This window comes from Legionella sp. W10-070, assembly GCF_900640175.1.
Taxonomy (GTDB): Bacteria; Pseudomonadota; Gammaproteobacteria; order Legionellales; family Legionellaceae; genus Tatlockia.
The window spans coordinates 1-16,396 of the sequence record NZ_CAAAJC010000035.1; the positions used below are offsets into that span (position 1 = coordinate 1).

The following is a 16,396-nucleotide window of genomic DNA, read 5'->3' on the forward strand; positions in this document are numbered from 1 at the left end:
GCATTCCCCCATTGCTATGGATGAAGGATTGCGTTTTGCGATTCGTGAAGGTGGCCGCACAGTGGGTGCCGGTGTAGTCGCTAAAATCATTGAGTAAGAAGTAAGTTGATAAGAGTGTGAAGCAAAGCTTCACACTCATTCAGTGCTAAAATTAGGCCAGTAGCTCAATTGGCAGAGCGGCGGTCTCCAAAACCGCAGGTTGGGGGTTCGATTCCCTCCTGGCCTGCCAACTACTAGATAACTATGAAAAAATCAAATAATTCTAAAAGTAACTTTAAAGAAATGGTATTGTGGATTGGCATTCTGCTAGTCACAATTTTTGCTTTTATGGGAACTTATTATTATGATTTTTCATCTCCCATAAAAGCAATTGTCTGGATTGGTTGGCTTGTGTTGGTGGCCTTGTTGGGTTTTTTTACATCTAAAGGACAGGAAGTATTTGGTTTTGCAAAGGATTCTAAAATAGAATTGCAAAAGGTGGTTTGGCCTACTCGTCAGGAAACCATTCAAACCACGTCGATTGTTATGATTATGGTTGCGGCAGCAGGATTTATCCTTTGGGGGATAGATTCTGGAATGATGTGGGTAATCGCTAAATTAACACACTTAGGTTGAAGATACGGTGGAAGAGCATAAAACGAAGCAATGGTATGTGGTTCATGCCTACTCAGGTTATGAAAACCTTGTGATGCGTGAAATTAAATCACGAACAGAGCGTCATCAGCTGCAAAATAAAATAGGTGAGGTAGTTGTTCCATCCGAAGAAGTTGTGGAAATGCGTGCCGGCCAGAAACGGAAAAGTACACGTAAATTTTTCCCGGGCTATGTATTGGTGCATATGGTGATGGATGATGAGACCTGGCATATGATTCGCGCTATTCCTCGTGTTTTGGGCTTTATTGGCGGTACAAGTCAAACGCCAACACCAATCACCGACAAAGAAGCCAGGGCAATTATGCAACGAGTTGAGGAGGGCGTTAGTAAACCGAGGCCCAAGATTCTATTCGAACCCGGTGAAGTGGTTCGAGTGAAAGAAGGACCTTTTGTAGATTTCAATGGTGTGGTTGAAGAAGTTAATTACGAGAAAAGTCGCTTAAGAGTGGCTGTTCTTATATTTGGCCGTTCAACGCCTGTTGAGTTGGAATTTAGTCAGGTAGAAAAAACCTGATTATTTTTTGTTAATCGGGAAGTCATAGTAGTTCACTTATAAATCTGAGCGAATTGACGTTATACCCATAAGGAGTAACAATGGCTAAAAAAGTAGATGCATACATTAAGTTACAGATTCCCGCTGGTAAAGCAAATCCAAGTCCACCGGTTGGTCCTGCTTTAGGTCAACGTGGTGTAAATATCATGGAATTTTGCAAAGCTTTTAATGCGGCGACACAAAATATTGAACCAGGATTAATTACCCCTGTAGTAATTACTGTCTATTCAGATCGTAGTTTTACATTTGTAACCAAAACCCCTCCGGCTTCTACTCTCTTAAAAAGAGCAGCTGGTATTCAAAGTGGCAGTGGAACTCCCAATACGAAAAAAGTTGCTAAACTTAATCGCTCTCAGCTCGAAGAAATTGCTAAAATAAAGCAGCCAGATCTGACAGCAGCTAATTTGGCCGCTGCAGTTCAAAGTATTGCGGGAACTGCGCGAAGCATGGGTATAGAGATTGAAGGTTTAGAATAAGGGGTTACCATGGCTAATAGTAAGAAACAACAACAGATTCGCGAAAAGATTAAGCCTAATTATCTCTACCCTGCTGTAGAGGCAATATCTATTCTCAAGGAGTTCGCGAGTAAAAATTTTTTAGAGAGTGTAGACATTAGCGTTAATCTTGGTGTTGATCCTCGCAAGTCTGATCAGGTGGTACGTTCTTCAACCAACTTGCCCAAAGGCACTGGAAAAACTGTCCGGGTGGCTGTCTTTGCTCAAGGGGATAATGCTGCAAAAGCAAAAAATGCAGGTGCTGATTTAGTTGGCTTTGAGGATTTGGCTGAACAGATTAAAGCAGGAGAAATGAATTTCGATGTGGTAATTGCAACACCGGATGCAATGCGTATCGTCGGGCAATTAGGACAGATTCTTGGTCCCCGTGGATTGATGCCTAACCCTAAAGTTGGCACTGTGACAATGAATGTTGAAGCAGCTGTGACAGATGCAAAAGCAGGTCAGGTTCGTTATAGAACCGATAAGAATGGAATTATTCATTGTTCAGTTGGTAAGATTGAATTTTCCGCTGAAGATTTGCTTGAGAACGTTGCTGCACTGCTGAATGATTTGAAAAAAGCAAAACCTGCTTCATCTAAAGGTGTGTATTTAAAGAAGATATCGTTGTCAACAACAATGGGGCCAGGGTTGCCTATTGATATTGCAACAATACCTGTGTAACATATAACGCCCTTTTAATCGCTTTCACGGCATAGACATGGTTCGATGCCGTCGAAGACCGCAGGTGCTTTAGGGCTTAATCTTCCTGCGCAGACGGTGAACCGGCTCTGAGATTTCTCTGAGACGGCCACCATAACTGTCAAATCCATTAGGGTTTGCACAACTTAGGAGGTCAGTAACGTGACATTGACATTAGCTGCAAAGAAAGCCGTTGTAGAGGAAGTGACTGCAGTTGCTTCTAAGGCTATTTCGGCAGTCGTTGCTGATTATCGTGGTTTAACAGTAAACCAAATGACCCAACTACGTAACGAGGCACGTAAAGCAGGTGTTTATTTACGGGTAGTGCGAAACACACTGACTCGTAGAGCTTTTGAAGGCACTGAGTTTGCTTGTCTGAATGATATGTTAGTTGGTCCTTTATTTGTTGCTCTGTCTCTCGAAGCTCCGAGTGATGCGGCAAGAATGTTAAAGGAGTTCGTTAAAACATTTGACAAGCTTGAAATCAAAGCATTAGCAGTCAGTGGTAAGGTTTATAGTCCTGAACAACTTGATGCAGTGGCTAGCTTACCGACTCGTGATGAGGCATTGGCTAAATTAATGTATGTGATGAAAGCGCCTGTTGAAAAATTTGTCCGTACTCTTGCAGAGCCGCACGCCAAATTAGTGAGAACGGTGGCTGCAATCAAAGACAAAAAACAGCAATAAACCACATAATCTTTATAATTTTTAACTTAGGAGCTAGAAATGGCTGTATCAAAAAATGAGATTCTTGAGACAATCTCTAATATGACTGTAATGGAAGTAGTAGAACTGATTGAAGCGATGGAAGAGAAATTCAATGTTTCTGCTGCTGCCGCTGCTGTTGCTGTCGCAGCACCTGCTGCCGGCGCCGCTGTTGCTGAAGAGAAAACTGAGTTTGATGTCGTGATGACAAGCTTTGGCTCAAACAAAGTAGGTGTTATTAAAACTGTTCGCGAAATTACCGGTTTAGGCTTGAAAGAAGCTAAAGACTTGGTAGAAGGTGCGCCTTCAACAGTTAAAGAAGGTGTATCTAAAGATGATGCTGCTGAAATCAAGAAAAAGCTTGAAGAAGCTGGCGCATCTGTCGAAGTTAAGTAATACCGTTACTTCTAAATTTCAGAACCCGGCCATGATTTCATGGCTGGGTTTGTGTGTTTGATGATATCAATAATTTTACAGAGGAAACACCATGGCAATTGCAGAAACTAGCCCTCATCAATACTCCCATGCTGAGAAAAAACGATTTCGCAAAAGCTTTGGTAAACAGGCAGATAAAATGGAGATTCCTAATCTGCTTGAAATTCAGCTAAAGTCTTATAGAGATTTTCTGGAAGCTGATTTTAAGGCAAATGGACAACAGAAAACCGGGCTACACGCAGCCTTCTCATCCGTTTTTCCTATTGAAAGTTTTTCCGGAAATGCAAGTCTTGAATATGTTAGCTATAAGTTAGGCGAACCGGCATTTGATGTGCGTGATTGCAAATTACGCGGTTTGACATACTCCGCGCCGCTTCGCGTCAAAATTCGCTTGATTGTTCTTGATAAGGACGCTCCCGGTGATAAAAAGCCAATTAAAGATATTCGTGAACAAGACGTGTTTATGGGTGAGATTCCCTTAATGACCGATGTAGGCACCTTTGTAGTAAATGGTACAGAGCGCGTTGTGGTTTCCCAGTTACACCGTTCACCAGGTGTTATTTTTGAACATGATCGCGGTAAGACCCATTCTTCCGGGAAATTATTATATTCAGCTCGCATTATACCTTATCGTGGTTCATGGCTTGATTTTGAATTTGATCCAAAAGACTGTGTATTTGTACGTATTGATAGACGGCGTAAATTGCCTATAACCATTCTGCTGCGAGCACTAGGCTATGAAACTGAAGACATATTAGCCGAATTTTTTGAAACGACAGTTTGCCAGCTGCGCAACGGTGAGTTTCATATTAATCTTATTCCTTCAAGATTAAGGGGTGAGATTGCTTCTTTTGATATTGCTGTCCCTGAAACAGGGGAATTAATCGTTGAGCAGGGCCGACGTATCACTGCCCGTCATATTAAGCTAATGGAAAAAAGTAACATGGAGGATCTGGTAGTTCCTCGAGATTACTTAATTGGCAAGGTGCTTGCGAAACACGTTATCAACACTGAAACAGGTGAAATGCTTGCACAAGCAAATGAGGAAGTAACTGCTGATTTACTTGATCAGCTTGCTGACAATGGCATCCTCAATTTTGAAATGATTTATACTAACGATCTTGACCATGGTTCTTATATTTCGGATACATTAAAAATTGATCCGACAGCAAGTCAGTTAGAGGCGCTGGTTGAAATTTATCGTATGATGCGTCCTGGAGAACCTCCTACTAAGGAAGCGGCTGAAGCTTTATTTAAAAACCTGTTTTTTGTTGAAGAGCGTTATGACCTTTCTGCTGTTGGTCGCATGAAATTTAATCGTCGCGTAGGCAGAAAAGAAGATACCGGTTCTGGTACATTAACCAAGGAAGATATCCTTGCCGTTATTAAGACGCTCATTGATATTCGTAACGGCATTGGCATGGTTGATGATATTGATCATTTAGGCAACCGACGAGTAAGAAGTGTCGGTGAAATGGCTGAGAATCAGTTTCGAGTCGGCTTGGTAAGAGTTGAGCGGGCAGTAAAAGAGCGTTTAAGTCTGGTTGAGTCTGAGAACCTGATGCCGCAAGATTTAATCAATGCCAAGCCTGTATCTGCTGCGGTGAAAGAGTTTTTTGGTTCCAGCCAATTGTCCCAATTTATGGATCAGGTTAACCCATTGTCAGGTGTTACCCATAAGCGGCGTGTTTCAGCGTTGGGACCTGGCGGTTTAACTCGAGAACGTGCAGGTTTTGAAGTTCGTGACGTTCACACTACCCATTATGGTCGGGTTTGTCCTATTGAAACGCCAGAGGGACCAAATATTGGTTTGATCAATTCATTATCTGTTTATGCAAGGACTAATGACTATGGTTTCATTGAAACGCCTTGCCGTAAGGTGATTAATGGCCGGGTGACAGATGAGATTGAATACCTTTCAGCGATTGAAGAAGTTGATCAATACATCGCTCAATCAAGTGTAGAAGTAGACGAGCAGGGCAATATTCTTGCTGATCTCGTACCTTGCAGGCATCAGAATGAATTTTCTTTGACAACGCCTGATAAAATTAACTATATGGATGTTTCGCCTAAGCAAATTGTTTCGGTTGCAGCCTCATTAATTCCCTTCCTTGAACATGATGACGCTAACCGTGCCTTGATGGGGTCAAACATGCAGCGGCAGGCTGTTCCAACACTTCGCTCTGAGAAGCCTTTGGTGGGAACAGGAATGGAACGTACGGTGGCCTCTGATTCTGGCGTTTCAGTGGTTGCCAAACGAGGAGGCGTGATTGATTTAGTTGACGCCTCCCGTATTGTTGTCCGAGTCAATGACGATGAAACAACAGCCGGTGAAGCAGGTGTTGATATTTATAACCTGACGAAGTATTTCCGATCAAATCAGGATACTTGCATCAATCAACGTCCTATTGTGTCAACAGGTGATCGTATCCGGCGTGGTGATATTCTCGCTGATGGTCCCTGTACTGATATGGGTGAACTAGCTTTGGGGCAGAACCTGCTGGTCGCTTTCATGCCTTGGAATGGTTATAACTTTGAGGATTCTATCCTTATTTCTGAGCGCATTGTTCAGGAAGACAGATTTACTACCATTCATATTGAAGAGTTAACCTGTATTGCCAGAGACACTAAGCTTGGTACAGAAGAAATTACTTCTGATATTCCTAATGTTGGCGAATCAGCGTTAGCAAGTCTTGATGAGTCCGGTGTTGTTTATATCGGTGCTGAAGTTAGTGCAGGCGACATTTTGGTAGGAAAAGTTACCCCGAAAGGTGAAACCCAGTTGACGCCTGAAGAAAAACTACTGCGGGCTATTTTCGGTGAAAAGGCCTCTGATGTTAAAGACTCTTCTCTCCGTGTTCCATCAGGTATGAGTGGTACAGTAATTGATGTGCAAATATTTACGCGTGACGGCCTGGAGAAGGATGAGCGTGCGAAAAGCATCGAGGAAGAACATCTGGCACGCGTCCGTAAAGATTTAATTGACGAACGTCGTATCCGTGAGGAAGATATCTACCATCGTGTATATAATTTGCTGCTGGATAGATCGGCAACTGGTGGTCCTGGCAGCATAAAATCTGGTGCCAAGATTACTGCAGACTATATGGATAAGATTGGCAGGGAAAAATGGTTTGATGTCCGGGTTAATGATGATGCTGTCAGTCAGCAATTAGAGCAACTTTCCAAGCAAATGGAATTGTTAGGTAAAGAAATGGAAAAACGCTTTAATGACAGCCGTAAAAAAATTGTTCAAGGCGATGACTTGGCGCCTGGCGTATTGAAAATTGTCAAAGTGTATCTTGCAGTTAAGCGCCGAATTCAGCCAGGTGATAAGATGGCTGGTCGTCATGGTAATAAAGGGGTTATTTCCATTGTTGTTCCAGTCGAGGATATGCCTCATATGGCGGATGGTACAGCGGTAGATATCGTGTTGAATCCATTAGGTGTTCCCTCGCGTATGAATATTGGACAGGTTCTGGAAACTCACCTTGGGCTTGCTGCAAAAGGGTTGGGTCAAAGGATTGCCGATCTTATTGACAGTAAGCGTAATGTAGCTGAGATAAGGGCTTACCTGGATAAAATTTACAATCATGATGAGCAACAACGTGTTCGATTGGCTGACTTGGATGATAATGAGCTGATGCTTTTGGCGAACAATCTCAGAGCGGGTGTGCCAATGGCTACTCCTGTTTTTGATGGTGCAAGTGAACGAGAGATAAAGGCCATGCTTGAATTGGCCGGATTGCGCTCTGATGGTAAAACCATACTGTATGACGGCAGAACAGGAAAGGAGTTTGATAATCCAGTAACTGTTGGCTACATGTATATGCTTAAACTGAATCATTTAGTTGATGATAAGATGCATGCTCGTTCAACAGGCTCATATAGTCTGGTAACCCAGCAACCTCTCGGAGGCAAGGCACAGTTTGGTGGCCAACGTTTCGGAGAAATGGAAGTATGGGCGCTGGAAGCTTATGGTGCTGCTTATACATTGCAGGAAATGTTAACGGTTAAATCGGATGATGTTGGAGGCCGTACCAAGATATATAAAAACATAGTCGATGGTGACCATCGCATGGATCCTGGTATGCCTGAATCTTTCAATGTATTACTGAAAGAAATCAGGGCTTTGGGCATTGATATCGAACTGGAACATGATTAAGGGTTTACTGGCATTTTTAGGAACTGGGTCAAAAACAGTTGACTCCGTTCTTAAATGCCAACAACCTAAGTATTCAGCGATGATTTCATACAAATTTTTTTGGAGGCATAGACTTGGCTAATCCCGAACTAATGAGAAAACCACCTGTGATGAGTGATTTGCTTGGCATCCTCAAGCAGCAAGGTCAAAGTGAAGAATTCGATGCAATTAAGATTGCGCTTGCTTCACCTGATAAAATTCGTTCATGGTCATATGGCGAAGTTAGAAAGCCTGAGACCATTAATTACCGGACATACAAACCTGAGCGCGATGGGTTATTTTGTGCCAAAATATTTGGCCCCGTGAAAGATTATGAATGCTTATGCGGCAAATATAAGCGTCTTAAACATCGAGGCGTTATCTGTGAAAAGTGCGGAGTTGAACTGGCTCTGGCAAAAGTACGTCGTGAACGTATGGGGCATATTGAGCTCGCCAGTCCTGTTGCTCACATATGGTTCCTCAAGTCCTTGCCCTCCCGTATTGGTTTATTGCTGGATATGACGTTAAGGGACATCGAACGCGTACTTTATTTTGAAGCATTCGTTGTTGTTGAGCCGGGCATGACTGAGCTTGAGCGAGGACAATTGCTTAATGATGAAGCTTATCTTGATGCTATGGAACAATATGGTGATGAGTTTGACGCTCGAATGGGTGCTGAAGCAATTCGTGATTTATTGCGCCAGATAGACCTGGAAGAAGAAATTAGCGCCCTGCGTGAAGAATTACCGACGACCAATTCAGAAACGAAGATTAAAAAGATTACCAAGCGACTGAAACTGCTTGAGGCATTCCATGAGTCCGGCAATAAGCCAGAATGGATGATCATGGATGTGTTGCCTGTTCTTCCTCCTGATTTACGTCCTTTGGTGCCTTTGGATGGTGGCCGCTTTGCTACATCTGATCTCAATGATCTTTATCGACGCGTTATTAACCGTAATAATCGCTTAAAAAGATTACTTGATCTCAATGCTCCCGACATCATTGTACGTAATGAAAAACGCATGTTACAAGAGTCAGTGGATGCCTTGCTTGATAATGGTCGCCGTGGTCGAGCTATTACTGGTACAAACAAGCGCCCATTAAAATCCTTGGCAGATATGATTAAAGGGAAGCAAGGCCGCTTCAGACAAAATCTTCTCGGTAAGCGTGTCGATTATTCCGGCCGCTCAGTGATTGTAGTTGGTCCGACCTTACGCTTGCATCAATGCGGCTTGCCCAAGAAAATGGCATTAGAATTATTTAAGCCGTTTATTTTTAGCAAACTGGAATTCAGAGGATTGGCAACCACAATCAAAGCAGCTAAAAAAATGGTTGAACGCGAAGAGCCGGTAGTTTGGGATATTCTGGATGATGTTATCCGTGAGCATCCTATTCTTCTCAACCGTGCGCCAACACTGCACAGACTGGGTATTCAGGCTTTTGAACCCGTCCTTATTGAAGGTAAGGCCATTCAACTTCATCCTTTAGTCTGTACAGCCTATAATGCTGACTTTGACGGTGACCAGATGGCAGTTCACGTGCCTTTGACACTGGAAGCGCAATTAGAAGCACGTTCGCTGATGATGTCAACAAACAATATTTTATCGCCGGCAAATGGTGAACCTATTATTGTTCCCAGCCAGGACGTGGTACTTGGACTCTACTATCTGACGCGTGAGCGGTTGAACGCCCAAGGGGAAGGCAAAATTTTTGCAAGTGCCCAGGAAGCACAAAATTTCTACGAAGCAGGCTACGTTGATATTCATGCCAAGGTTAAAATCAGGATGCCCCGTGAAGATGCTGAGGGCAATCATCTGGTTGAGACGACTGTTGGACGGGCAATTCTTTCGGAAATTTTGCCAAAAGGAATGTCGTTTTCTTTGATTAACAGGGCAATGACCAAGAAGGCAATTTCCAGGGTTCTTGATACTTGTTACCGTCGGTTTGGCTTAAAAGAAACGGTTATCTTTGCCGATCAGTTGATGTACACCGGATTTAAGTATGCTACACGTGCCGGTGCCTCAATCGGTATTGAGGACATGGAAATTCCAGATGACAAGGCTTCCATTATTGAGCAGGCAGATAATGAAGTACGGGAAATTGAATCACAATTCCGTTCAGGTCTGGTAACCAATGGCGAGCGATACAACAAGGTAATTGATATCTGGTCTCGCACCAACGAAATGGTTGCGAAATCGATGATGGCGAAGATAGCGACCGAAGAGGCTATTACTCGTGATGGTAAAACTGTACGCCAGGAATCGTTTAACCCAATTTTCATGATGGCTGACTCCGGTGCGCGGGGTTCTGCTGCCCAGATCAGACAGTTGGCTGGAATGCGTGGATTGATGGCTGCTCCAGACGGCTCAATTATTGAAACACCGATTACGGCAAACTTCCGTGAAGGCTTGAATGTATTCCAATACTTTATTTCTACTCACGGCGCGCGGAAAGGTCTGGCTGATACGGCATTAAAGACAGCTAACTCAGGTTACCTGACCCGTCGACTGGTTGATGTAGCCCAGGATGTGGTGATTACTGAAGATGATTGTGGCACTGAGCATGGCGTATTAATGCAGCCTCTTATTGAAGGAGGAGACATTGTCGAGCCTCTGCATGAACGTGTTCTTGGCCGGGTGGCTGCTGTTGACGTTTATATACCTAATCAGGCAGAGCCTATTGTTAAGGCAGGCACGCTTCTGGATGAAGATTGGGTGGAAAAACTTGAAAAATGTGGTGTCGATCAGGTTCTGGTGCGCTCACCGATAACCTGTGAAACAAGATTTGGTCTTTGTTCAAAATGTTATGGTCGTGATCTGGCACGTGGCCACCTGGCAAACACAGGCGAAGCGGTCGGTATTATCGCAGCGCAATCAATTGGTGAGCCAGGAACGCAGCTGACCATGCGTACCTTCCATATTGGAGGTGCTGCATCAAGGGCAACTGCCGCTAATAATATTCAAATCAAGAATAAGGGTATTATTCGCCTGCATAACATTAAGACTGTAACGCATGAAAACAGTAATCTGGTTGCTGTTTCCCGTTCTGGAGAAGTCTCTATTGTCGATGATTTTGGTCGTGAACGTGAACGTTACAAGCTGCCTTACGGTGCGGTGTTAACTGTCCACGACAATATGGCTGTTGAAGCAGGCCAGGTAATCGCTACCTGGGACCCTCATACACACCCCGTTATTTCTGAGGTGAGCGGACGGTTGAAGTTTGTTGATTTGATCGAAGGCTTGACTATGAACCGTCAGACAGATGAATTGACAGGCCTAAGCAACATTGTAGTTACCGATGCAAAACAACGCAGTTCCGCAGGCAAAGACATGCGCCCGATGGTTAAACTCGTGTCTGATAGCGGTGAAGAGATTTATTTGGCTGGAACCAATGTTCCTGCCCAATACTATTTGCCAGTTGATGCCATCATTAACTTTGAAGACGGAAGCGCTGTAGGAATCGGTGATGTTATAGCACGTATCCCACAAGAACGCTCTAAAACGCGTGATATCACCGGAGGATTGCCACGCGTGGCTGATCTGTTTGAAGCCAGAAAACCAAAGGATGCCGCGGTTATGGCGGAAATTTCAGGTCTGGTAAACTTTGGCAAGGAAACGAAAGGTAAGCGACGTTTAATAATTACTGCATCCGAGGATCATGCTTATGAGGAGTTAATTCCTAAATGGCGTCATATCTCTGTATTTGAAGGCGAACATGTGGAGCGCGGTGAGGTTATTGCTGATGGTCCGCTTAATCCTCATGATATTTTACGTTTGCTTGGTGTGGGGGCTTTAGCAAATTATATTGTTAATGAAGTCCAGGATGTATACCGTCTGCAAGGTGTGAAAATTAATGATAAGCATATTGAAGTTATTGTGCGGCAAATGCTGCGTAAACGCATAATAACCTCTGCAGGGGATTCAAAATTTTTAGTGGGTGAGCAAGTTGAAGAAAGCCTGATGTTGCAGGAAAATGACAGGCTCGCTGCTGAAGGGAAGCAAGCTGCGCAAGGTACGCCAATTTTACTTGGTATTACCAAAGCTTCATTGGCAACAGAGTCCTTTATTTCTGCAGCTTCTTTCCAGGAGACGACCCGTGTTCTGACCGAAGCGGCCGTTAGCGGAAAAACTGATGAGTTGCGTGGTTTAAAAGAAAACGTGATGGTTGGTCGATTGATTCCGGCTGGAACAGGGTACGCATATCATCAAAGCCGCAAGGCAAAACGGGCAAAAGCTGCAGGTACTGAGCAAGGTACGCATACGGTGACTGCTAGTGATGTTGAGCATGCATTAAGTGAAGCACTTAATGCTGATCATCATGAGCATTGATACGGATCTAAAGCTGACGGGTTTGAACTTGACAAACCCGTCAGACCTATATAGAATCCGGCCTCCTTATGCATTCGAAATATATAAATGAAAAGTTCGGAGTTAAGAATAAATGGCTACTATTAATCAGTTAGTAAGAAAGCCTCGTGTGGATGCTAAAAAGAAAAGTAACGTCCCCGCATTGGAATCCTGTCCACAACGACGAGGTGTTTGTACTCGTGTTTATACAACAACACCTAAAAAGCCTAACTCAGCTATGCGTAAGGTTGCTCGTGTTCGTTTGACTAATGGTTTTGAGGTTAGCTCGTATATTGGTGGTGAAGGCCACAATTTGCAGGAACACTCTGTAGTGTTAATTCGTGGGGGCCGGGTAAAAGATTTGCCGGGTGTGCGCTATCATACCGTTCGTGGTAGCCTGGATACCTCCGGAGTAAACGATCGTAAGCAAGGTCGTTCTAAGTACGGTACAAAGAAACCAAAAGACAAGAAATAATTGATTGTAGGAACTAGACATGCCAAGAAGAAGAGAAGTCCCCAAACGCGAGATTTTGCCTGATCCAAAGCACCATAGTGAGTTGCTTGCCAAGTTCATCAACGTGCTCATGATTAGTGGTAAAAAATCCATCGCTGAAAAAGTGATTTATGGTGCGCTGGATTTAATGCAAGAGCGTGTTAAAAAATCCAAAAAAGCCGATGATGAAAGCGGTGAGCAAGGCGGAACAGGTTCAAGCGGAGTTCTTCGTTATTTTGAACAGGCGCTTGATAACGTGCGTCCCAGTGTAGAGGTTAGATCACGCCGTGTTGGTGGTGCGACTTATCAGGTGCCTGTAGAGGTGCGTACTGATAGAAGTATTGCCTTGGGTATGCGCTGGATTGTTCAGGCGGCTCGCTCACGTGGTGAGAAGGGAATGATGCTGCGTCTTGCAGGAGAGTTGATGGACGCCTTTGAAAACAAAGGTTCTGCAGTTAAAAAGCGCGAAGATACTCATAAGATGGCAAAAGCCAACCAGGCCTTTGCTCATTTTAGATGGAATTAAAGGAGAGGTGAGTCGTGTCAACTCCACTGGCCCAATATAGAAATATCGGCATTGCCGCACACGTTGATGCCGGGAAAACAACTACTACCGAGCGCGTGCTATTTTATACGGGTATGTCGCATAAAATTGGTGAGGTACATGACGGTGCTGCAACAATGGACTGGATGGTTCAGGAGCAGGAGCGTGGTATTACTATTACCTCGGCAGCAACTACTTGCCATTGGGCGGGGATGGATGGCAAGTTCGCTCGTCATCGTATCAATATTATTGATACCCCAGGTCACGTCGACTTCATGATTGAAGTTGAGCGTTCCTTGCGCGTGCTTGATGGTGCTGTGGTGGTGTTTGACTCAGTCGCAGGTGTTGAGCCGCAATCAGAGACTGTATGGCGTCAAGCGGATAAATATGGCGTACCCCGTATTGTTTTTGTCAATAAAATGGACCGAATGGGCGCTAATTTCTTAAGAGTGGTTGGCCAAATCAAACAGCGTCTGGGAGCAAACCCGGTTGTTGTCCAATTGCCAATCGGTGCTGAAGATACGTTCAAAGGGGTGATTGACCTTATTAAAATGAAATCAATCCACTGGGATGAAGAATCCAAGGGGATGCAGTTTGAATACGGTGAAATTCCAGCAGACATGCTGGCCCAGTGCGAAGAATATCGCGCGAAGATAGTTGAGGCTGCTGCTGAAGCATCTGAAGAGCTGATGGAAAAATATCTTGAAGGTGAGGAGATTACTGAACAAGAAATCAAGGATGCTTTACGCAGCCGTACCATTAACAATGAGATTGTTCCGGTATTTTGTGGCTCTGCCTTTAAGAACAAAGGCGTCCAGGCTGTTCTTGATGGGGTTGTTGAATATCTTCCTTCCCCAATTGATATCCCGGCTATTCGTGGTACAGATGAGTCAGGCGATGAAGTTCATCGTAAAACGTCATACGACGAGCCATTTTCTGCTTTGGCATTCAAAATTGCCACGGATCCATTTGTAGGAACCTTAACCTATTTCCGTGTTTATTCCGGTGTGCTCAAAAGCGGCGATACCGTATATAATCCAGTGAAAGGTAAAAAGGAACGCATAGGTCGCCTGTTGCAGATGCATGCAAATTCCCGCGAGGAAATTAAAGAAGTTAGGGCAGGTGATATCGCAGCGGCTGTTGGTTTAAAAACAATCACTACAGGAGATACCCTGTGTGATGTTGACCGTGTGGTAACATTAGAGCGTATGGATTTTCCCGATCCAGTAATTGCTGTTGCAGTAGAACCCAAGACAAAGGCAGACCAGGAAAAGATGTCAATTGCATTGGGTAAGTTGGCTCAGGAAGATCCGTCTTTCCGTGTTCACACCGATGAAGAATCGGGACAAACGATTATCCAGGGTATGGGTGAGCTTCATTTGGAAATCATTGTCGATCGAATGAAGCGTGAGTTTAACGTTGAGGCAAATGTTGGTAAGCCACAGGTTGCCTATCGAGAAACAATTCGCATGCCAGTAGAGCAAGAGGGTAAATTTGTTCGTCAATCAGGTGGGCGTGGTCAATATGGTCATGTTTGGTTGAAGATTGAACCTCAAGAGCCAGGTGCTGGTTATGAGTTTGTCAATGCTATCGTTGGTGGTGTTATCCCAAAAGAATATATCCCAGCGGTTGATAAAGGTGTACAAGAGCAATTGCAAAATGGTGTTCTCGCTGGCTACCCCGTAGTTGATATCAAAGTAACCTTATTTGATGGATCATACCATGAGGTTGATTCAAGCGAGATGGCATTTAAGATTGCTGGTTCTCAGTGCTTCAAGCAAGGTGCGTTGAAAGCCAAGCCTGTCTTACTTGAGCCTATAATGAGCGTTGAGGTTGTTACCCCTGAAGAATATATGGGGGACGTAATGGGTGACCTCAATCGTAGGAGAGGTATGGTTCAAGGGATGGACGATTCACCTGCTGGAAAAATAGTTCGGGCAGAAGTTCCTCTTGCTGAAATGTTTGGCTACGCGACAGACCTTCGTTCTGCTACTCAGGGTCGTGCAACATACTCTATGGAGTTTGCTAAATACGCAGAAGCGCCCACAAACATTGCTGAAGCAATTATTAAGAAACAATAAAGTTAATGAGGTATTGAAATGGCGAAGGAAAAGTTTGAGCGTAAGAAGCCGCATGTGAATGTGGGTACGATAGGTCACGTAGACCATGGTAAGACCACGCTGACGGCAGCGATTACAACGATTATGGCAAAGAAATTTGGTGGTACGGCGAAGGCATACGATCAGATTGATGCGGCACCAGAAGAGCGTGAGCGTGGGATTACGATATCGACGGCGCACGTTGAATATGAATCAGCGAACCGTCATTATGCGCACGTTGACTGTCCAGGTCACGCGGACTATGTAAAGAACATGATTACTGGTGCGGCGCAGATGGATGGGGCGATATTGGTTGTATCAGCGGCGGACGGCCCTATGCCTCAAACGCGGGAGCACATTTTGTTGTCCCGCCAGGTAGGTGTTCCGTTTATTGTTGTGTTTTTAAATAAAGCGGACATGGTTGATGATCCGGAGTTGCTGGAACTGGTTGAGATGGAAGTTCGCGACTTGCTGAGCAGCTATGAATTTCCTGGTGACGACATTCCTATTGTTGTTGGTTCGGCTCTGAAGGCGCTGGAAGGCGATACGAGTGAGATAGGGGTTGGCGCGATAGAGAAACTGGTTGAGACGATGGACAGTTATATTCCTGAGCCGGTTCGAAATATTGACAAGAGCTTTTTATTGCCGATTGAAGATGTATTTTCGATTTCTGGTCGTGGAACGGTAGTAACTGGCCGTGTTGAAAGCGGGATAGTCAAAGTTGGTGAAGAGGTTGAGATTGTTGGTATCCGCGATACCCAGAAGACGACCTGTACTGGTGTAGAGATGTTCCGTAAGCTTCTGGACGAAGGACGAGCCGGAGATAACGTTGGAGTTCTTTTGCGTGGAACGAAGCGTGATGAGGTTGAGCGGGGTCAGGTATTGGCTAAACCAGGAACGATTAAGCCTCATACCAAATTTGAAGCAGAAGTCTATGTTCTGTCAAAAGATGAAGGTGGTCGTCATACGCCATTTTTTAATGGATACCGTCCACAATTTTACTTTAGAACAACTGATGTGACAGGTTCTTGTGAATTACCTGCAGGTATAGAAATGGTAATGCCAGGTGATAATGTTCAAATGACAGTTAGCCTGCATTCCCCCATTGCTATGGATGAAGGATTGCGTTTTGCGATTCGTGAAGGTGGCCGCACAGTGGGTGCCGGTGTAGTCGCTAAAATCATTGAGTAA

Annotated in this window: 13 protein-coding genes and 1 tRNA gene; all 14 read left to right on the plus strand. The window is 44.3% G+C overall.

Going from position 1 to position 16,396, the window contains the following annotated elements:
* On the plus strand, positions 1-97 hold a 97-nt coding region (locus E1O65_RS11630; RefSeq protein ID WP_207384247.1), incomplete at its 5' end, for a hypothetical protein.
* 56 nt (positions 98-153) lie between these two features.
* Positions 154-229, plus strand: a tRNA-Trp gene (locus tag E1O65_RS11635).
* 14 nt (positions 230-243) lie between these two features.
* A complete protein-coding gene (gene secE, locus E1O65_RS11640) occupies positions 244-615 on the plus strand; it encodes a preprotein translocase subunit SecE (RefSeq protein WP_133133771.1) in 372 nt (123 codons plus the stop codon).
* A 7-nt stretch (positions 616-622) separates the two neighbouring features.
* On the plus strand, positions 623-1,168 hold the full coding sequence (nusG, locus tag E1O65_RS11645; protein WP_133133772.1) for a transcription termination/antitermination protein NusG: 546 nt from the start codon (positions 623-625) through the stop codon (positions 1,166-1,168).
* Positions 1,169-1,248: 80 nt separating this feature from the next.
* Positions 1,249-1,683 (plus strand): 50S ribosomal protein L11, encoded by a 435-nt coding sequence (gene rplK, locus E1O65_RS11650; protein WP_133133773.1) that lies wholly within the window; start codon positions 1,249-1,251, stop codon positions 1,681-1,683.
* Positions 1,684-1,692: 9 nt separating this feature from the next.
* Positions 1,693-2,385, plus strand: a complete 693-nt coding sequence (gene rplA, locus E1O65_RS11655; RefSeq protein ID WP_133133774.1) for a 50S ribosomal protein L1 — start codon at positions 1,693-1,695, stop codon at positions 2,383-2,385.
* 180 nt (positions 2,386-2,565) lie between these two features.
* Entirely contained in the window at positions 2,566-3,090 is a 525-nt protein-coding gene (gene rplJ, locus E1O65_RS11660; RefSeq protein ID WP_133133775.1) for a 50S ribosomal protein L10, read from the plus strand.
* Positions 3,091-3,129: 39 nt separating this feature from the next.
* Positions 3,130-3,504, plus strand: coding sequence for a 50S ribosomal protein L7/L12 (gene rplL / locus E1O65_RS11665; RefSeq protein WP_133133776.1), 375 nt, complete (start codon positions 3,130-3,132; stop codon positions 3,502-3,504).
* Between the two features lie 91 nt (positions 3,505-3,595).
* Positions 3,596-7,705 (plus strand): DNA-directed RNA polymerase subunit beta, encoded by a 4,110-nt coding sequence (gene rpoB / locus E1O65_RS11670; RefSeq protein WP_133133777.1) that lies wholly within the window; start codon positions 3,596-3,598, stop codon positions 7,703-7,705.
* Positions 7,706-7,854: 149 nt separating this feature from the next.
* Positions 7,855-12,051 carry a DNA-directed RNA polymerase subunit beta' gene (gene rpoC / locus E1O65_RS11675; protein ID WP_133133781.1) on the plus strand — a complete coding sequence of 1,399 codons (4,197 nt, stop codon included), beginning with the start codon at positions 7,855-7,857 and terminating at the stop codon, positions 12,049-12,051.
* A gap of 112 nt (positions 12,052-12,163) precedes the next feature.
* Positions 12,164-12,544, plus strand: a complete 381-nt coding sequence (gene rpsL / locus E1O65_RS11680; RefSeq protein WP_058505253.1) for a 30S ribosomal protein S12 — start codon at positions 12,164-12,166, stop codon at positions 12,542-12,544.
* Between the two features lie 19 nt (positions 12,545-12,563).
* On the plus strand, positions 12,564-13,088 hold the full coding sequence (gene rpsG / locus E1O65_RS11685) for a 30S ribosomal protein S7 (RefSeq protein ID WP_133133778.1): 525 nt from the start codon (positions 12,564-12,566) through the stop codon (positions 13,086-13,088).
* A gap of 14 nt (positions 13,089-13,102) precedes the next feature.
* Complete coding sequence (fusA, locus tag E1O65_RS11690; RefSeq protein ID WP_133133779.1) at positions 13,103-15,187, plus strand: elongation factor G; 2,085 nt, start codon at positions 13,103-13,105, stop codon at positions 15,185-15,187.
* Positions 15,188-15,205: 18 nt separating this feature from the next.
* A complete protein-coding gene (gene tuf / locus E1O65_RS11695; protein WP_133133780.1) occupies positions 15,206-16,396 on the plus strand; it encodes an elongation factor Tu in 1,191 nt (396 codons plus the stop codon).

Excerpts from the sequence above, each read along its gene's own strand:
- secE (WP_133133771.1), top strand. The coding sequence starts at position 244 with ATGAAAAAATCAAATAATTCTAAAAGTAACTTTAAAGAAATGGTATTG.
- rplK (WP_133133773.1), top strand. The coding sequence starts at position 1,249 with ATGGCTAAAAAAGTAGATGCATACATTAAGTTACAGATTCCCGCTGGT.
- rplA (WP_133133774.1), top strand. The coding sequence starts at position 1,693 with ATGGCTAATAGTAAGAAACAACAACAGATTCGCGAAAAGATTAAGCCT.
- rplL (WP_133133776.1), top strand. The coding sequence starts at position 3,130 with ATGGCTGTATCAAAAAATGAGATTCTTGAGACAATCTCTAATATGACT.
- rpoB (WP_133133777.1), top strand. The coding sequence starts at position 3,596 with ATGGCAATTGCAGAAACTAGCCCTCATCAATACTCCCATGCTGAGAAA.
- rpoC (WP_133133781.1), top strand. The coding sequence starts at position 7,855 with ATGAGTGATTTGCTTGGCATCCTCAAGCAGCAAGGTCAAAGTGAAGAA.
- rpsL (WP_058505253.1), top strand. The coding sequence starts at position 12,164 with ATGGCTACTATTAATCAGTTAGTAAGAAAGCCTCGTGTGGATGCTAAA.
- rpsG (WP_133133778.1), top strand. The coding sequence starts at position 12,564 with ATGCCAAGAAGAAGAGAAGTCCCCAAACGCGAGATTTTGCCTGATCCA.
- tuf (WP_133133780.1), top strand. The coding sequence starts at position 15,206 with ATGGCGAAGGAAAAGTTTGAGCGTAAGAAGCCGCATGTGAATGTGGGT.